Here is a 17,292-nt window from a genome sequence, read left to right as displayed (position 1 = left end):
TCATATGATCCGCCGCATGAACCCGCCACGCAAACCCGGCGTTTCCGCCGACATCGTCGCCGCTGACCTGACCCTCGCGGTCGGCCAGCTGATCCGCCGGCTCCGCTCCGAGATCGAATCCGGGGGGCTCGGCATGTCCCAGACGAGCGCGCTCGCGCGCCTCGAACGGCACGGGCCGATGACGACCGCCGACCTCGCGCGCGCTGAAGCGATGAAGCCGCAGTCGATGAAGGCGACACTCGCAAGCCTCGAGGAAGACGGTCTCGTCGAGCGCGAACCGCATCCGACCGACGGCCGCCAGATCCTGTTCCGGCTGACCGCGGCCGGCCTCGATGCACGGCTCAAGCGCAACGCCGCGAAACACAAGTGGCTCGGCGCCGCGATCGAGCAGCTCGATCCGGAAGACATCGACACGCTCGCCGCCGCGATCCCGCTGATCCGCCGCATCGGCGAACAATGAATCCGGCCAGCGCGCCCCACGGCATTCGCGCGCACGGCTTTCCTCGTCCCTTCCACGGAGTCCCATCATGTGCGCAACCCGTCTCGACACGAACACGGCGCTCGTCGTCATCGACCTGCAGAAAGGCATCGTCACCCTCCCCACCGCGCATCCGGTCGAACCGGTGATCGCGCACGCCCGCGCACTGCTCGACGCATTCCGCGACCGCGGCCTGCCGGTCGTGCTCGTCAACGTCGCGGGCGGCGCTCCGGGCCGCACGCAGCAGCAGGTGCGCGTGGACGCCCTTCCCGCCGACTGGACCGAACTCGTGCCCGAACTGAACCGGCAGCCGGGCGATCACCTCGTAACGAAAAAGACCTGGGGGGCATTCACCGGCACCGACCTCGACGCGCACCTGAAGGCGGCCGGCGTCACGCAGATCGTGCTGGCCGGCGTCGCGACGAGCATCGGCGTCGAATCGACCGCACGGCAGGCGCACGAACTCGGCTACAACGTGACGCTCGCCGTCGACGCGATGACCGACCTCGACGCGGACAGGCATGCGAACAGCGTCGAGCGTCTGTTCCCGCGCCTCGGCGAGACGGGCACGACGCAGGACATCGTCGCGCTGCTCGACCGGCGCGGCGCATGAGCGACCCGCGCGCCCGGACGGCGCGGGGCCACGCGGCTGGCCAGCTCGATCCGTCGATCTGGAAGGTCAGCGCGGTCGCGGTACTCGGCTCGCTGCTGTCGCAACTCGACGCGACGATCGTCAACGTGTCGCTGTCGAGCCTCGCGACCGACCTGCACGCGAGCCTCGCGACGATCCAGTGGGTGACGAGCGGCTACCTGCTCGCGCTCACGCTGGTGCTGCCGCTGAACGGCTGGCTCGTCGACCGGATCGGCGCGAAGGCGCTGTATCTGTGGTGCTTCTCGGCGTTCACGCTCACGTCGGCGCTGTGCGGGCTCGCGTGGTCCGCGCCGTCGCTGATCGCATTCCGCGTGCTGCAAGGCGTGAGTGGCGGGCTGCTCGCGCCGATGGCACAGATGATGATCGCGCGCGTCGCCGGCCAGCAGATGGCGCGCGTGATCGGCTACGCGGCCGTGCCCGTGCTGCTCGCGCCGATCCTCGGCCCGGTCGTCGCCGGCGCGATCCTGCAGCACGCGTCGTGGCGCTGGCTGTTTCTCGTGAACCTGCCCGTCGGCATACTGGCGCTCGCGCTGGCCGTGCGGTTCCTGCCCGGCGACCGCGACGACACGCAGCCGCGCAAACTCGACTGGGTCGGCCTGGCGCTGCTGTCGCCGGGGCTCGTGCTGTTCCTGTACGGCATCGAACGGATCAACGAAGCGCTCGGCATCGCGGCGATCATCGCGGCCGCGCTATTGCTCGCGGCGTTCCTGCGGGTCGAAACGCGCCAGGGCGACCATGCGCTGATCGACCTGACGCTGTTGCGCGGCAAGGTGTTCGGCGCGGCCGCGTCAACGCAGTTCCTGTCGAACGGCGCGCTGTTCGCGGGCCAGATGTTGATTCCGGTATTCCTGATCCAGGCGTGCGGCCGCACGCCTGGCGAAATGGGCTGGCTGCTCGCGCCGATGGGCCTCGGCATGCTCGTCACCTACCCGTCGATGGGTGCGCTGACGAGCCGGTTCGGCGTGCGGCGGCTGGCTGCCGCCGGCGCGCTGCTCGCGCTGTTCGCGACGCTGCCGTTCGTGTTCCTCGCGCTGACCGGCTACGATCCGTACTTGCTCGTGCCGGCGCTGTTTCTGCGCGGCATGGGCCAGAGCGCAATCGGCGCGCCGTCGATTTCCGCCGCGTATGCGTCGGTCGAGCGCCGCAACCTGCCGATGGCGACGACCTCGCTCAATATCGTGCAGCGTCTCGGCGGCCCGACGTTCACGACTGTCTGCACGCTGTTCCTCGCGTGGCGGCTGCAGGTCGAATCGGTGGCGAGCGGCGGCACGCCGGCGAACGCGTATGCGTGGGCGTTCGGCCTGCTTTGCGCGCTGCACGCGGCGAGCTTCGTCACGACGCTGCGGCTGCCGTTGGGGGCGGCCGGTGCGGACGGGAAACCCGCCGGCGCCGCGCGCGCCGGTTCGCGCTGACCGCGAACGTTGCGTCGCGCTGTGCCGCGCCCGATACGCACGGCCAGCCACATGAAGTACACCGAACCGACGGCCTTCATCGCGCGTTGCAACGCGGCCAGCGCACGCCGGCCGCGACGGAACTCGCCCGCCACCTGCGCAACGGCTTCGCGCACTTGCGGGCTGCCGCCTGGCGCCGGTTCCCGTTAGACGATGCCCGGCTCCTGCGGCGCCACCGTCGTACCGGCGGCCTCCAGTGCCTGGTGCAGCGTCGGGAAGATGCACGACGCGCCGACGATCTCCGTGATCCGGTGACGATCCATGTCCGCGCGCAGATAGCGGTTGACTCGCCCGAACAGCACGCCGATCCCGCGTGCGTGCAGCATCCCGACGAGGTCGGCCAGCGTCCGCGCGGCCGAATAGTCGATGTCGGTGATCGCGCCCGCATCGACGACGAACCAGCGCGTCGGCACCGGCGCCGCATCGACGAGCTCGGTCACTTCGGCCGTGAACAGATGATCATTCGCGAAGAACAGGTCGGAGCCGAACCGGTAGACGATCAGCCCCGGCGCCGTCATCGCGCCGCGCCTTGTAGGCACCGGCTGCCATCGTCCATTGCCTTCGACCGGTTCGAGCACCATCGTGTGCGGCTGGTAGCTGTGGCGCACGTGCCGCATCAGCGACAGCGCGACGGCCAGCAGGATGCCGTGCTCGACGCCGACCGTCACGACGGCCACGGCCGTCACCAGCGCGAGCGTGAATTCGCCGGGGCTTTCCTTGCGGATCGCGGCGAGGCTGCGCAGGTTGATCAGCCCGAGCGCGATCGTGAACACGATGCCGGCCAGCACCGCATGCGGCAGGTACTGCAGATACGTGCTGAAGAACAGCAGGACCACCGCCACCACGGCCGCGAACGCGAGATGCCCGATCTGGCTGCGCACGCCCGCGCCGTCGGCCATCGCCGTCTGGGTCGGGCTGCCGTTGACGACGAACGCGCCGCCCACCGCCGCAGCCGCGTTGGCGGCCGCCAGGCCGAGGATGTCGGCGTTGGTGTCGACCTCTTCGTCATACTGCTGCGCGAACACGCGCGCGGCGGCCGCGCTCTGCGCAATGATCATCACGAAACACGACGCGGCGACCGGCACGAGATCGAGGAACTGCTGCCACGTGACGGACGGCCAGCGCAGCGGCGGCAGCCCGCCCGCGACCGGCCCGAGCACCGCGATGCCGTGTGCGGCGAATCCGAACGCGGCGCTTGCCGCGATGCTGCCCGCGACCGCGATCATCGGCATCGGCACGCGCGGCAGGAACCGCTTGCACACGAGAATCGCGACGACGACGAGCGCCGCGAGCGCGAACGTCGGCCGGTTCGTGTGGACGAGATGCGTGACGACGTAGAAGAGCTGCGCCAGGCTGCGCGACGCCGGGTACGGCACGGCCAGCCCGAGCATGTCGCCGAGCATCGCGATCGACACCTGCACGCCGACGCCGGCGAGAAAGCCGACCAGCACCGTGCGCGACAGGAAATCGGCGAGAAAACCGAGCTTGAAGATGCGCGCGAGCAGCAGCATCGCGGCGGTCAGTAGCGCGACCATGCCGGCCAGCGCCACATACTCGGCGCTGCCGGCCGGCGCCATCGACGACAGCCGGCTCGCGAAGATCGTCGCGGTCGCGGAGTCGGCGGCGACCACGAGATGGCGCGACGCGCCGAAGCACGCGAACGCGACGAGCGGCAGGAACACCGTGTAGAGGCCCGTGACGGCCGGCATGCCGGCGATGCGCGCATAACCGAGCACCTGCGGGATGTCCATCGACGCGAGCGAAAGGCCCGCGAATACGTCGCGGATCGCCCCCGCGCGGCGGATCGGGAGGATGCCTTTCAGCAGCCGCACGCCCGACGGGCGGCTTTCGTTGGAATCTTGCATGCGTGGAATGCGTGAATACGGGGTGACGTGGTTCGCAAAGCCGTTCGCGCATCGTGCCCCGGACAGGCATCGCATGGCAAGTGTGCGAAGGAGGCGCGTGTCGCTCACCGTCGGCGACGGGCCGCATGCAACGACGAACGGCGCACCGACGATCCATGCGACGTCCGCATGATTGCATGGATCGCCGTTTTCGCGCATCGAAGCGCAAAGGCCCGCCGCAGCGGTGCCCGGCCGCGCCCCGGCCAGTGCGCACCGCAAGCCGCCACACGCACGTGCGGCGGCTTGCGGTGATGCGCTTTCATCACCCGCCGTCACCCGATTACAGAGGAGACCTGCGCAATGGTGAGGAAGTTCGGGAGCCGCGCACCCGGCATCCACGGCCACCTGCCTGGAACCCGATGGCACAATCACGGTCCCTTTCATGTGCCCTTCACCGGGCGCGCGCCGCGCCGCGGCGCCGATTCAACGCACGAGAAGGCCCCTGTTCGCCCCTATGACCCTGAACGAATCCTGGTTTGCGCCGCTCGTCGGCATCCTCATCCTGCTCGCCGCCGCCGGCGCGATCACCGCCGTCGTCCATTTCCTGCTGTTCCGCGTGGTCGCGCGGCTCGCACGGCTTTCCGCCACGCGCGTCGACGACGCGCTGTTCGAATTCGGCGCGTTCAAGTGGCTGAACCGCATCGTCCCGTTCGTCGTGATCAAGCTCGGCCTCGGCGCGGTGCCCGGCATTCCCGACAAGGCCGCCCAGGTCGCCGACAAGGTGCTGTTCGCGCTGCTCGTGTTCCTCGTGACGATGACGATCAGCGCAACGCTGTCCGCACTCGAACACACGCATCGCACGCACCATCGCGACCAGCCGCGCCTGTCGCTGAAAGGCGCGATGCAGCTCGTCAAGCTCGTGATGTTCATCACCGCCGCGCTCGTCGTGATCGGCGACGCGACCGGCAAGCAGATCGGCCTGCTGCTGTCCGGCATCGGCGCGATGTCCGCGGTGCTGATGCTGATCTTCAAGGACACGCTGCTCGGCCTCGTCGCGGGCGTGCAGCTGTCGTCGAACGACATGCTGCGGATCGGCGACTGGATCACGATGCCGTCGGCCGGCGCGGACGGCACCGTGATCGACATCACGCTGAACACCGTCAAGGTCGCGAACTTCGATCACACGATCATCACCGTGCCCACCTGGAAGCTGATCACCGAGAGCTACCAGAACTGGCGCGGGATGACCGAAGCGGGCGGACGCCGCATCAAGCGTGCGCTGTTCGTCGACGCGACGAGCGTGCGCTTTCTCTCCAACGACGAGATCGAGCGGCTCGAGCGCCTGACGCTGCTGAAGGACTATCTCGAGGACAAGGTCGACGCGATCGAGCAATGGAACGGCACGCTCGGCGCGGCCGGTGACTGTGCGGCGAACCGCCGCCAGTTGACGAACCTCGGCACGTTCCGCGCGTATGTCGCGAACTACCTGAAAGGCCATCCGCGCATCCGCCGCGACATGACCTGCATGGCGCGGCAACTGCCGCTCACCGCCGAAGGCATTCCGCTCGAACTGTACTGCTTCACCGACACGACGACGTGGGTCGACTATGAGGCCATCCAGGCCGACCTGTTCGATCACCTGATCGCCGTGCTGCCCGAGTTCGGACTGCGCGTGTACCAGCACCCGTCGGGCTTCGACATGCGGCAGATGGCCGGCGCCGCGCAAACCGGGCTGCCCGCGCCGCACGCGGGTTGATGCGCGCGACGGCGGCCGGTCGTCGGCCGCCGCTTGCCGCGCGGCCCCCGGCACTCAGCGCGCCGCGCACTCCGACGCGAGCCGCCCGAGTACCTTCAGCGCGTCCTCGATCTGCCGCGACCACGGATAGCTGTAGTTGAGCCGGATGAAATGCCGGTAATCGGTGCCGGCCGAGAACATGTGCCCGGGGCCGACCGTGATCCGCTGCGCGAGGGCCAGCGCATACAGCTTCATCGCGTCGACCTTGGGCGGCAGCTCGACCCACAGCACGTACCCGCCCTGCGGCTGCGACAGCCGCGTGCCCTCCGGAAAGAAACGCCGCACCATCGCGCTCATCAGGCTCGCCTGCTGCGCGTACTGCTTGCGCATGCGCCGCAGGTGGAAATCGTAGCCGTCGTGTTTCAGGTACTCGGCGATCGCGAGCTGCTCGATCGCGGGCGTGGCTAGCGTGTTCAGGAATTTCAGCTTCTCGACCTGGTCGCGGTAGCGGCCCGGCATCGCCCAGCCGATCCGGTAGCGCGGCGACAGGCTCTTCGAGAACGACGCGCAATGCAGCACGAGCCCGTCGCGGTCGAACGACTTCAGCGCGCTCGGCGTCGTGTCGCCGAAGTACAGCTCGTGATAGACATCGCTCTCGATCGCCGGCACGCCGTGCTTCGCCAGCAGTTCGACGAGCGCGCGCTTGCGCGTGTCGGGCATCTGGAAACCGAGCGGATTCTGGAAGTTCGGCATCACCATGCACGCGGCGATGCGCTCGCGTTCGAGGATTCGTTCGAGCGCATCGAGATCGATGCCGTCGCCCGGATGCGTCGCGACTTCCAGCGCGCGCATGCCCATCCGCTCGATCGCGTGCAGCATCGCGTAGAACGTCGGCGACTCGACGGCGATCGTGTCGCCCGGCTTCGCGACGGCCTGCAGGCACAGGTTGATCGCCTCGGTCGCGCCGATCGTCACGACGATCTCGCCGGGTTCGACCGCGATCCCACGCTCCGCATAACGACGCGCGATCTGCCGGATCAGCTCCTGGTTGCCGGGCGGCAGATCGTCGATCACGCCCCAGCGCGTGCGGCGGCGGCCGATCGTCTGCGCATAGCGCGCGAGACGCTGCACCGGAAACTGCGACGCATCGGGATACGGCGAGCCGAGCGGCACCGCGTCGTCGCGCGCGATCGAGCGCAGCGTCGACAGCACGAGACGGCTCACGTCGACGGCCGACGGCTCGGCGGCCGGCGCCGACATGTGCAGCTCGGCCTCGGCCGGCGCCGCTGCGCGCGCGCGGACGAAATAGCCCGATTGCGGCCTGCTCTCGATCAGGCCGCGGCTTTCGAGCACGAGGTACGCGCGCAGCACGGTCGTGACGCTGAGCTGCTGTTGCCGGCTCGCCTGCCGCACCGATGGAATCCGCTCGCCGGGCCGGTACACGCCGCGCTCGATCTGCGCCTGGAGATCGTCGGCCAGTTGTTCGTAACGCTTCATGCGCCTTCCTTTCAGCTCCCCTTCAACAACACAGTTGCGATCCGCACTGCCTGAATGGCGGCAACTGTACTCTTTTTTGAAGTGAACAGGTGTACACACAGCCGGACGGGTGCCGCACGTACTCTGCACGCATCGACCCCGACACCCGCTGCATCATGAAAAAGAAATCCGCCACCGCGCGCATCGAACCGTACACCCACCCGGCCGCCGGCTGGGGCGCGTTGAAAGCCGTCACGATCAACCTGATCAAGGAAAAGGTCGCCGGCGGCAACTACCGCACGCTGCTGCGCCAGAACCAGCCGGACGGCTTCGACTGCCCGGGCTGCGCGTGGCCCGACCGCCAGCACGCGTCGACGTTCGAATTCTGCGAAAACGGCGTGAAGGCGGTCGCCGCCGAAGCGACGAGCAAGCGCGTGACGCCCGAATTCTTCGCCGCGCACACGGTCACCGAGCTGCTCGAACAGTCGGACTTCGAACTCGAGCAGCACGGCCGGCTCACCGACCCGATGGTGTATGACGCGCAGACCGACCGCTACGTGCCGATCGCGTGGGACGACGCGTTCGAGCTGATCGCGCGCCACCTGCGCGCACTGCCCGACCCGAACCAGGCCGCGTTCTACACGTCCGGGCGCGCCAGCAACGAAGCAGCGTTCCTGTACCAGCTGCTCGTGCGGCTGTACGGCACGAACAACTTCCCCGACTGCTCGAACATGTGCCACGAGGCGACGAGCCGCGGGCTGCCGGCGTCGGTCGGCGTCGGCAAGGGCACCGTCACGCTCGACGATTTCGAACACGCGGACACGCTGCTGATCTTCGGCCAGAACCCGGCCACCAACCACCCGCGGATGATGGGCGAGCTGCGCGAGTGCGCGAAGCGCGGCGCAACGATCGTGTCGATCAACCCGCTGAAGGAACGCGGCCTCGAACGCTTCGCCGATCCGCAAAGCCCGCTCGAGATGCTGACGATGTCGGGCACGAAGATCGCGTCGACGTTCATCCAGCCGACGATCGGCGGCGATTTCGCGCTGATCAAGGGGATGGCGAAGCGCGTGCTCGAACTCGACGACGCCGCGCGCGCCGCCGGTGCACCGCGTGTGCTCGACACCGCGTTCATCGGCGAGCATACGGCCGGCTTCGACGCGTTCGCCGACGACCTGCGCGACGAAAGCTGGTCCGCGCTGACGGCCGAAAGCGGCGTGCCGTACGAACAGATCGACAGCCTTGCGCAGCTCTATGCACGCAGCGAGCGCGTGATCGCGACGTGGGGCATGGGCATCACGCAGCACAAGCATTCGGTCGCGACCGTGCAGATGCTGACGAACCTGATGCTGATGCGCGGCAACATCGGCCGCCCCGGCGCGGGCCTGTGCCCGGTGCGCGGTCACTCGAACGTGCAGGGCAACCGCACGGTCGGCATCGAGGAAAAGCCGTCGCAGGCGTTCCTCGACCGGCTCGGCCGCGTGTTCGACTTCGAACCGCCGCGCCACCACGGCTACGACGTCGTCGAGACGATCGAAGGGATGCTCGCAGGCCGCGTGAAGGTCCTGATCGGCCTCGGCGGCAACTTCGCGATGGCGACGCCCGACACGCCGCGCACGTGGGAAGGCATGCGCCGCTGCGACCTCTCCGTGCACATCACGACGAAGCTGAACCGCAGCCACCTGATCCACGGCCGCGACGCGCTGATCCTCCCGACGCTCGGTCGCACCGAGATCGACCTGCAGGACAACGTCGCGCAAGGCGTGACGGTCGAGGATTCGATGAGCATGGTCCACGTGTCGTACGGGATGAACAAGCCGGCGTCGCCGAACCTGATGTCGGAGCCCGCGATCGTCGCGCACATGGGCCACGCGTTGTTCGGCAGCGGCAAGATCGACTGGCTGGCCTACAAGGACGACTACGCGAAGATCCGCGACGCGATCGAGGCGACGCTCGACGGCTTCTACGACTACAACACGCGCATCGCGCGGCCGGGCGGCTTCCACCTGCGGGTGGCGTCGCGCGACCGCGAATGGCTCACGCCGACGGGCAAGGCGAACTTCATCGCGCACGCACTGCCGGCCGACACGCCGATCCAACGCGCCCGTGCACTGCACGGCGAACGGCTGATGACGCTGATGACGACGCGCTCGCACGACCAGTACAACACGACCGTCTACGGGCTCGACGACCGCTATCGCGGCGTGTTCGGCCAGCGCCGCGTGGTATTCGCGAACCGCGACGACCTCGCGATGCTCGGCCTGAAGGCCGGCGAATGGGTCGACATGGAAACCGTGTGGCACGACGGCATCGAGCGGCGCGCGGACGGCTTCCTGCTCGTCGAATACGACATCCCGCGCGGCTGCATCGGCGCGTACTACCCGGAAACGAACCCGCTCGTGCCGCTCGACAGCGTCGGCGACGTATGCAACACGCCGACGTCGAAGTCGATTCCGGTGCTGCTGCATCGCGCGGCCGCGCCGGCGTCGATCGCCGCCTGACGGAGCGCGGCGATGATCGTTCGTCCGCGCGAGCACTGGCTGCGGATGCTGCTCGTCTGGAACGGCTCGGTGCTGCCGACCATCCTGCCGCAGCTCGTGCTGACGCTTGTGATCAGCCTCGTCGCGGTATGGGGCGGCGGCCGCGTGCTCGGCGAGAAGGTGCCGCTGAACCCGACGCCGTTCACGCTGATCGGCCTCACGCTCGCGATCTTCGCGGGGTTTCGCAACAACGCGAGCTACGAACGCTACCGCGAAGGCCGGCAACTGTGGGGCGGCGTGCTGACCGCCACGCGCACGCTGGTGTCGCAGGCGCTCTGCTACGGTGCGGTCGACCGTGACGATGCATCGCGGCGCGCCTTCGTTCGGACGGTCGTCGCGTACGTCTATGCGCTCAAGCATCAGCTGCGCGGCACCGATCCGGCCGCGGACCTGCGCGGGCTGCTCGACGATGCTGCCTACGCGCGCATCGCCGCGTCGCGGTTCCGCCCGGTCGTCATCGTGCACGCGCTGCGCGAAGCGTTCGCCGCGCGCGCCGATGCGGGCCACCTCGCCGACACGCGGCTGTGGATGCTCGACGCGCGTCTCGACGATCTCGTGTCGATGGTGAGCGGCTGCGAACGGATCGCATCCACACCGATCCCGTTTTCATACGACGTGCTGCTGCACCGGACCATCTACGCGTACTGCGTGCTGCTGCCTTTCGGCCTCGTCGACTCGATCGGCGCGGCGACGCCGTTCGTCACCGTGTTCGTCGCCTATACGCTGATCGCGCTCGACGCAATCGCACATGCGATCGCCGAGCCGTTCGGCGATGGGCCGAACCATCTCGCACTCGATGCGATGACGCGGCAGATCGAGCGCACGCTGCTCGAACTGAACCGCGAGCCGCTGCCGGCGGAAGTGACGCCGGGCAAGGCCTATCGCCTCAGCTGACGCACGCCGGGCGCTCCATCATTCCTGGCGGCCTCGCAGGAAGCCCTCGTGCGCGGCCGCCGTCTCGGCGATCGTGCTGAGCAACACCGCACCGCGCAGCAGCGCGCGGCCGTCGTCGCTGTCGACCTCCTTCACACGCCGCAGTAGCGCATGGGCTGCCGCGTTGCCGGCCCGCGCCAGCCGCGCGAAATCCGCGCGCCCTACCCGAGCCTGCACCAACGCGACCGCACGCCGCGCCGCCGGCTCGCGTGCCGCCAGTTCCGCCAGCGCCAACAGACAGTCGCCGATCGTCCAGGCCGCAAGCAGATCGCGCAGGTCGTGCTCGATGAGAGCGGGCGACAGACGGCCAGCGAAACCGAGTTCGCGCCCAAGGCGGTCGGCCGTGCGGCTCAGCCACGCACTCGCCTGCCATGCCCGTGGATTGCGTGCGATGCGAACCAAATCGTCGCGCACCGCGCGATGCAGGCGCCGCCGGCTCGTGCCGGGATCGCCGGGAAATACGAGCGCAAACACCAGTGCCCCGAACGCGATGCCGAGCAGCGTGGCGAGCACCGAATTGAGAAACGCGGCGTCGCCGATGCGCGCCGTATTGTCCGGCGACGTGAAATTCCAGAAGAAGATCGAGAAGCCGCTGCCGATGCCGGCCGTGCGCGGATTGCGCATCGCGATACCCGTGCCGATCAGGAACACGCCGAGGATGGTCGCGAGCATCTCGAAGCCCGACACCGCCGGCAGCAGCACGAAATTGCAGAGGGCGCCCGCGACCGCCGCGCAAGCCGCCCCTTTAAGGAAGCCGACGGTGGCGCCCACCGAGTTCGGGCGCGTCGAGAACAGCGCGCAGACCACGCCCGTGATCGCGACGAACCCGGCGCCCGACGGCCACGCGGTCACGATCCAGAGCGCCGAGGCGACCAGCACCGCAATGAACGCGCGAATCCCGTTGTGCCAAGCGAGCACCGGATCGTGGTGGAACGCGTAGCGCACGCGCGACGCCGTCGGGTTCGGCCGGTCCAACTGCGCCTTGCCCGCGAAGGCGGCGTCGAAACCGGCAAGCAGCGCCGCCAACCGGTCGAGGGTGAGCAGGCGCGACGGGTCCGAGCCGGCCGGCTCGGCGGCATCGGCGCGCACCGCGGCGTCCACGCGCGCACGCAACGCGGTCAACTCGGCGCCTGCTGCGCCCGACGCCGCCACGCCGTCGAGCACCTGCGCGGCATCGGCGACCAGCGGGTCCGGCGTGCCGCCGCTGCGCGCCGCGTGCTCGTGCAGCGCTTGCCCCGCGGCCTGCGCGGACAGCACGCCCAGCACCGCCGCGCGCAGATGGCCGATCGCGTTGCGCACCGGCGGCGCGCCGGCAGCCGCATACTCGGCCGCCGTGTCGAGTTCGAGCGCGTCCGCGAACAGCCGGTGCACGGCCGCGCCGTTCGGCTCGCGGCGCAGCGCGCCCGCGCCGACGGCCACTGCGCGGTCGAGATAGCGCGCGAGCCGCGTGCGGACGTCGGCCAGCGGCGAACCGGGCGCGAACACCGTCTCGAACGCCGCGCCGCACAGGATGCCCACCACCACGTACAGAAAGCGCGCGGTCGCGATGTCGAATGCGTGCAGCGGCGCGGATACGGCGTCCATGGCGATGATGGCCGCCGTATAGCCCGCGAGCACCGCCGCATACGCGCGGAAATTGCGCAGGAAGGTCGCGACGCCCGCACACAGGCCGATCCACGCGGCGAGCGCCGGCAGGAACAGCTCGGGCGTCTGCGCGAACGCACCGGTCAGCACGAGCGCGACGGCCGCGCCGATCGCGGTGCCGAGAATCCGGTACTGGCTCTTCGACAAACCCATTCCGCGGCTACCCTGCGCGACGATCCACACCGTCGACGCGGCCCATTTCGGGTCGTCGAGATTCATCCGGAAGGCGATGTAGAGCGCGAGCAGCGACGCGGCCGTATTGCGCAATGCGAAGCCAAGGGCGCCGGGCGGCAGCGTGGGCCGGGCGTCGCGCAGCGCGGTGCGCACGGTCGCGAACGGCGGCAGAGGGGGCAAGGCGAATTTCATGCGGCGAGCATACGGGGGCGCGCCGCCGCCACTAAGAGGCGCGGACAGGATGCGTTATTGCTCCTGGCAGGATAATCGCCGCCGCACGGAGCGATTCGGCCGGCGAAGGTAAGATGCGCGCAGGTCGAACACTGACGCACCCCGTATGGACTTCGAAAGCATCCGGATATTCCTGCGCGTGGTCGAGCGCGGCAATTTCACCGCCGCCGCCACGCACCTCGACATGCCGCTCAGCCGCGTGAGCCGCAAGGTCAAGCAGCTCGAGGACGATCTCGGCGTCCAGCTGCTGTACCGGACCACGCGCCGCGTCTCCGTCACCGAGGCCGGACGCGACTACTACGAGCGCTGCCTGCGCGCCGAGGACATCCTGCTCGACGCCGACCGCCAGGCCCGCGCGCTGCGCACGGCGCCGGAGGGCATGCTGCGCGTGCTGGTGCCCTACTCGATCGGCCTGTTCGAGCTGGAGCCGGCGCTCGCCGAGTTTCGCCGGCGCTACCCGCTGGTCCAGCTCGTGCTGATCTACGACAACAACCCGCTCGATCTCGTCGAGCACGGCTTCGACGTGGCGCTGCGCGCGGGGGTGCTGACCGATTCCAGCTACATCGCGCGCTCGCTCGGCTGGTCGCAGGCGAAGCTTGCCGCGAGCCCGGCCTATCTCGACCGCGCCGGCCGGCCCGCCACGCCGCAGGATCTCGCGCGGCACGACCTGCTGCTCGTCGGCCGCGACGCGCCCGGCCTGACGCTGCGGCTCACCAATGCGGCCGGCGACGTGGCCGACGTGCCGGTGCGGCCGGTGCTGATCACCAACGAATCGGTGACGGTGCTGCGCCAGGCCGCGGGCGGCGGCGGCATCGCGCTGGTCTCGACGCACTACACGGCCCGCCGGCTCGAGCGGAACGAACTCGAAATCGTGCTGCCCGACTGGCACCGAACCGACGACGTCGAGCTGCACGTGCTGTATCCGCGACGCGCGACCCTCGACAGCAAGGTGCGCGCGTTCGTCGATTTCCTGGCGGAAGTGTTCACCGGATGGCGCACCGCACCGTAACCGGCACGGTTCGCACACCGATTGTTGCGGCAAGCGAAATCGATTGATGAGCCGGCCCGTGTTGATGGCGGCTCGCCACATCGTTAGCCTGTCGCGATGCAAAATCATTCCACACGCGACGGCAGCCGCCTGAGCGCTGCCCGCAGGCGCGTCACGCGCGTCCCGCCTTCCTGACCGGCCGCATCCCGCCTCCCGAAGCCCGCCACGGCTTCGTGCATCCGATCGAGCAGCACGTCGCACGCATCGGCCCCATCTACCGGGCTGCGCTGCGCGCGCCGTGCCCCCTTCCGTTCAGCAGCCGCGCCTGCGTCGCGTTCGCGCGCGTGCGCGGCCGCGCACGACGGTGCGTGCCCGCCGCAACGGGCCGCATCCGTTACGCCCCTTACGCAGGAAACCCATGTCCACTCCGTCATCTTCGGCCCCGTTATCGGGCGGCCGCCTCGCGATCGGCACGATCGCGGTATCGCTCGCGATGTTCATGAACGTGCTCGACTCGTCGATCGCGAACGTCGCCATTCCGACGATCTCGGGCGACCTCGGCGTGTCGGTCGACGAAGGCACGTGGGTGATCACGATCTTCGCGGCGGCGAACGCGGTGTCGATTCCGTTGACCGGCTGGCTCACGCAGCGCTTCGGCCAGGTACGCCTGTTCGTCACGTCGATCCTGCTGTTCGTGTTCGCGTCGTGGCTGTGCGGGATCGCGCCGAACCTGCCGACGCTGCTCGCCGCCCGGATCCTGCAGGGCGCGGTCGCCGGGCCGCTCGCGCCGCTGTCGCAGGCGCTGCTGCTCGGCGCGTGGCCGCGGCGGAAATCGTCGAGCGCGCTGGCGCTGTGGTCGATGACGGCGCTCGTCGGCCCGATCGCGGGGCCGTCGCTCGGCGGCTGGATCACGTACGACTACAACTGGTCGTGGATCTTCTACATCAACATCCCGGTCGGCTTCTTCGCGGCCGCCGTCACGTGGATCGTGTTCCGCGACCGCGAATCGGCCACGAAACGCATGCCGATCGATACGGTCGGCCTGTTGCTGCTCGTGCTGTGGGTCGCATCGCTGCAGATCATGCTCGACAAGGGCAAGGATCTCGACTGGTTCAACTCGCCCGTCGTCGTCGCGCTCGGCATCGTCGCGCTGATCGGCTTCGCGTTCTTCCTCGTGTGGGAGCTCTACGAAACCAACCCGATCGTCGACCTGCGGCTCTTCACGCAGCGCAATTTCGCGGGCGGCACGATCGCGATCTCGGTCGCGTACGGGATGTTCTTCGGCACGCTCGTATTGCTGCCGCAGTGGATGCAGGGCTATCTCGGCTACCGCGCGGTCGACTCGGGGCTCGCCACCGCGCCGCTCGGGCTGTTCGCGATCCTGCTCACGCCGGTCATGGGGCGCCTGCTGCCGCGCACCGACCCACGCTACATCGCGACGCTCGCGTTCGTCGGCTTCGCGGTTGTCTTCATGATGCGCACGACCTTCTACACCGACGTGTCGCGCTGGGATCTCGTGCTGCCGACGCTGCTGCAGGGCATCCCGATGGCGATGTTCTTCGTGCCGCTGACGTCGATCATCCTGTCCGGGTTGCCGCCGGAAAAGATCCCCGCCGCCGCCGGCCTGTCGAATTTCGGCCGCACGTTTTGCGGCGCGGTGGGCACGTCGCTGATCAGCAACGCGTGGAACGACCGCACGATCCTGCATCACGTGCGGCTCACCGAACAGGCGAGCGTCACCAACCCGACCTTCGCGCAACACGTCGACACCACGCGTTCGCTGCTGCACCTGGGCCCCGATTCGGCGCTCGCGTTCTTCAACGCATCGGTCGATTCGCAAGCGGCCGTGATGGGGCTGAACGACATCTTCTACGTGTCGGCGATCATCTTCATCGCGATCATTCCGCTGATCTGGATCACGAAACCCACGCGCTCGGGCGGCGGCGATGCCGACGCGGCGGCGGCCGGCGCGCATTGATCCGCATGCGCGACGGTCGGGCCCCGCGCGGCACGTGCGGGGCCCGCTCCGCAACGCCCCGACGTAACAAAGACTTGCAATCGATACAGGCAGAAACGTCAACAGCAGGGGCCCCCTCCGCGTTTTTTGGACAAGCGCCCACGATCCGGACGCACAACGACAGGAGAAAACACCATGCGAGCCCTCACCCGCCATCTCGCGATTGCCGCCACCCTGATGTCGGTGCTGACCGGCACCGCGTTCGCCGACACGCCGTGGCAACAGGCGCATCCGCGCCGCGAAGAGGTCAACCAGCGCCTCGCAAACCAGAATCGCCGGATCCATCACGAAGTGAAGGACGGCGAGATGTCGCACGCCCAGGCCGCGCGCCTGCACCGTGACGACCGCAAGATCCGCCAGGAAGAGCGGGACATGGCTGTGCAGGATCACAGCCACATTACGAAGAGCGAACAGCGCGTGCTGAACCAGCAGGAAAATGCGGTCAGCAACAAGATCGGCCAGTAACGCCGGCAAGCGCCCAGTCGCCATCGCCTGAACGCCCGCTGCCGCCGCCCGGCAGCGGGTGCTTGTTGTATCGAATCGTTTCAACGCCCGAATCGCGTCAAACGCTGCGGGTATACTCGGACGTCAGCCGCCCGCCGTATCGACCGTCAAGAACGGCCCGATTCCGGGCGGTTTCGTCGCGAAGCTTCGCGTTTCGCCTACCCCGCGCCCCAGCCTCGATACGAGACACCCGACGACCGACCATGAAACGATTCCTGCTGCTCCTTCCCGCCGCCCTGCTCGCCGCCTGCGGTTCCGCACCCTCGCCCGACTCGGCCGCTTCCTCCGGCGCAGCGCCGATGATCTACGTGTCGTCGCAACGTCCGGCCTACGCGATCGCCAACTGCCTCGACAGCCGCCTGTCGGGCACCGAGCAGTCGCAGCACAACGGCGTGACCGACATCGCCGTCGGCTCGAACTCGTACTTCGTCACGCTGACGCCGTCGGGCAACGGCTCGGTCATCAAGGTCGTGCGCGGCTCGGGCAACGAGCCGGCCGAGGAAGCGATGCGTTTCGCGATCGCGCGCTGCGCGATCTGATCCGAACCCGCCGATGCCGGGCGTCCGCCCGGCTCGCTCCCGCGCGCCAACCCGCCGGCGCGCACGCCGAATATTTTCATCCGGGC

Annotated in this window: 13 protein-coding genes; 10 read left to right on the top strand and 3 right to left on the bottom strand. The window is 68.9% G+C overall.

The genetic code is table 11. The features are described from left to right. The first annotated feature begins 4 nt into the window (after positions 1-4). The 3 genes from ACPTTC_RS24220 (at position 5) to ACPTTC_RS24210 (ending at position 2,542) form a co-directional block, all read left to right on the top strand. A complete protein-coding gene (locus ACPTTC_RS24220) occupies positions 5-460 on the top strand; it encodes a MarR family winged helix-turn-helix transcriptional regulator (protein ID WP_175030829.1) in 456 nt (151 codons plus the stop codon). A gap of 67 nt (positions 461-527) precedes the next feature. Then, positions 528-1,091 (top strand): isochorismatase family protein, encoded by a 564-nt coding sequence (locus tag ACPTTC_RS24215; RefSeq protein WP_423394232.1) that lies wholly within the window; start codon positions 528-530, stop codon positions 1,089-1,091. Further along, positions 1,088-2,542 carry a DHA2 family efflux MFS transporter permease subunit gene (locus tag ACPTTC_RS24210; protein WP_423394231.1) on the top strand — a complete coding sequence of 485 codons (1,455 nt, stop codon included), beginning with the start codon at positions 1,088-1,090 and terminating at the stop codon, positions 2,540-2,542. The genes ACPTTC_RS24215 and ACPTTC_RS24210 overlap by 4 nt, the downstream gene beginning before the upstream one ends. Before the next feature lie 185 nt (positions 2,543-2,727). Here ACPTTC_RS24210 and ACPTTC_RS24205 read toward each other — a convergent pair whose 3' ends face one another. Next, positions 2,728-4,446: a SulP family inorganic anion transporter gene (locus ACPTTC_RS24205; protein ID WP_423394230.1), complete on the bottom strand. Its 1,719-nt coding sequence runs from the start codon at positions 4,444-4,446 to the stop codon at positions 2,728-2,730. A 493-nt stretch (positions 4,447-4,939) separates the two neighbouring features. On the opposite strand from ACPTTC_RS24205, the gene ACPTTC_RS24200 reads away from it, so the two are divergent. Then, on the top strand, positions 4,940-6,181 hold the full coding sequence (locus ACPTTC_RS24200) for a mechanosensitive ion channel family protein (RefSeq protein WP_423394229.1): 1,242 nt from the start codon (positions 4,940-4,942) through the stop codon (positions 6,179-6,181). 54 nt (positions 6,182-6,235) lie between these two features. Here ACPTTC_RS24200 and ACPTTC_RS24195 read toward each other — a convergent pair whose 3' ends face one another. Continuing rightward, entirely contained in the window at positions 6,236-7,657 is a 1,422-nt protein-coding gene (locus ACPTTC_RS24195) for a PLP-dependent aminotransferase family protein (RefSeq protein WP_423394228.1), read from the bottom strand. A gap of 155 nt (positions 7,658-7,812) precedes the next feature. On the opposite strand from ACPTTC_RS24195, the gene ACPTTC_RS24190 reads away from it, so the two are divergent. Continuing rightward, a complete protein-coding gene (locus ACPTTC_RS24190; RefSeq protein ID WP_423394227.1) occupies positions 7,813-10,137 on the top strand; it encodes an FdhF/YdeP family oxidoreductase in 2,325 nt (774 codons plus the stop codon). 12 nt (positions 10,138-10,149) lie between these two features. Beyond that, complete coding sequence (locus ACPTTC_RS24185) at positions 10,150-11,070, top strand: bestrophin family protein (protein ID WP_423394226.1); 921 nt, start codon at positions 10,150-10,152, stop codon at positions 11,068-11,070. 18 nt (positions 11,071-11,088) lie between these two features. Here the strand turns inward: ACPTTC_RS24185 and ACPTTC_RS24180 are convergent, their stop codons facing one another. After that, positions 11,089-13,119, bottom strand: coding sequence for an FUSC family protein (locus ACPTTC_RS24180; RefSeq protein ID WP_423394225.1), 2,031 nt, complete (start codon positions 13,117-13,119; stop codon positions 11,089-11,091). Between the two features lie 145 nt (positions 13,120-13,264). Between ACPTTC_RS24180 and ACPTTC_RS24175 the strand changes: the two genes are divergently transcribed. The 4 genes from ACPTTC_RS24175 (at position 13,265) to ACPTTC_RS24160 (ending at position 17,206) form a co-directional block, all read left to right on the top strand. Then, the gene (locus ACPTTC_RS24175) at positions 13,265-14,167 is read left to right on the top strand and encodes a LysR family transcriptional regulator (protein WP_423394224.1); all 903 of its coding nucleotides are present in this window, start codon (positions 13,265-13,267) and stop codon (positions 14,165-14,167) included. Between the two features lie 397 nt (positions 14,168-14,564). Further along, positions 14,565-16,124 (top strand): DHA2 family efflux MFS transporter permease subunit, encoded by a 1,560-nt coding sequence (locus ACPTTC_RS24170; RefSeq protein ID WP_226197722.1) that lies wholly within the window; start codon positions 14,565-14,567, stop codon positions 16,122-16,124. A gap of 174 nt (positions 16,125-16,298) precedes the next feature. Then, complete coding sequence (locus tag ACPTTC_RS24165; protein ID WP_423394223.1) at positions 16,299-16,628, top strand: hypothetical protein; 330 nt, start codon at positions 16,299-16,301, stop codon at positions 16,626-16,628. A 242-nt stretch (positions 16,629-16,870) separates the two neighbouring features. Then, positions 16,871-17,206 carry a sugar ABC transporter ATPase gene (locus ACPTTC_RS24160; RefSeq protein WP_175968549.1) on the top strand — a complete coding sequence of 112 codons (336 nt, stop codon included), beginning with the start codon at positions 16,871-16,873 and terminating at the stop codon, positions 17,204-17,206. Positions 17,207-17,292: the final 86 nt, after the last annotated feature.

Source organism: Burkholderia mycopellens, assembly GCF_964265025.1.
Taxonomy (GTDB): Bacteria; Pseudomonadota; Gammaproteobacteria; order Burkholderiales; family Burkholderiaceae; genus Burkholderia.
This window is presented reverse-complemented; position numbering and strand designations above follow the sequence as displayed.